This is a genomic window from Neisseria sp. HMSC074B07, assembly GCF_001810355.1.
Lineage (GTDB): Bacteria > Pseudomonadota > Gammaproteobacteria > Burkholderiales > Neisseriaceae > Neisseria.
The window spans coordinates 25,861-26,517 of sequence record NZ_KV800952.1; the positions used below are offsets into that span (position 1 = coordinate 25,861).

Here is a 657-nt window from a genome sequence, read left to right on the forward strand (position 1 = left end):
CTGAAGCCGAACGTAAGGCTGCTGAAGAAGCCGAAAAAGCTAAAGCCCAAGCAAAACGCAAGGCTGCTGAAGAAGCTGAAAAAGCCAGAGTAGAAACAGAACGTAAAGCTGCTGAAGAAGCCGAAAAAGCTAGAGTAGAAGCAGAACGCAAAGCCGCTGAAGAAGCCGAAAAAGCTAAAGCTGAAGCGGAACGCAAGGCTGCTGAAGAAGCCGAACGCAAAGCCGCTGAAGAAGCTGAAAAAGCCAAAGCTGAAGCCGAACGTAAGGCTGCTGAAGAAGCCGAGAAAGCTAAGGCTGAGGCAGAACGCAAAGCCGCCGAAGAAGCTGAAAAAGCTAAAGCAGAAGCAGAACGTAAAGCAGCCGAAGAAGCTGAAAAAGCCAAAGCTGAAGCTGAGCGTAAAGCGGCTGAAGAGGCTGCAAAAGCCAAAGCTGAAGCCGAACGCAAAGCCGCTGAAGAAGCTGAAAAAGCCAAAGCGGAAGCGGAACGCAAGGCTGCTGAAGAAGCCGAAAAAGCTAAAGCGGAAGCTGAACGTAAGACTGCTGAAGAGGCTGAGAAAGCCAAAGCCGAGGCTGAACGTAAAGCGGCTGAGGAAGCTGAAAAAGCTAAGGCGAAAGCCGAACGTAAAGCCGCCGAAGAAGCTGAAAAAGCTAAAGCAG

At 50.5% G+C, this 657-nt stretch carries 1 protein-coding gene; it reads left to right on the top strand.

Features of this window, described 5'->3' with window-relative positions; genetic code table 11:
• A partial coding sequence (locus tag HMPREF2726_RS14140; protein WP_210399691.1) for a hypothetical protein occupies positions 1 to 657 on the top strand: 657 nt, incomplete at both ends.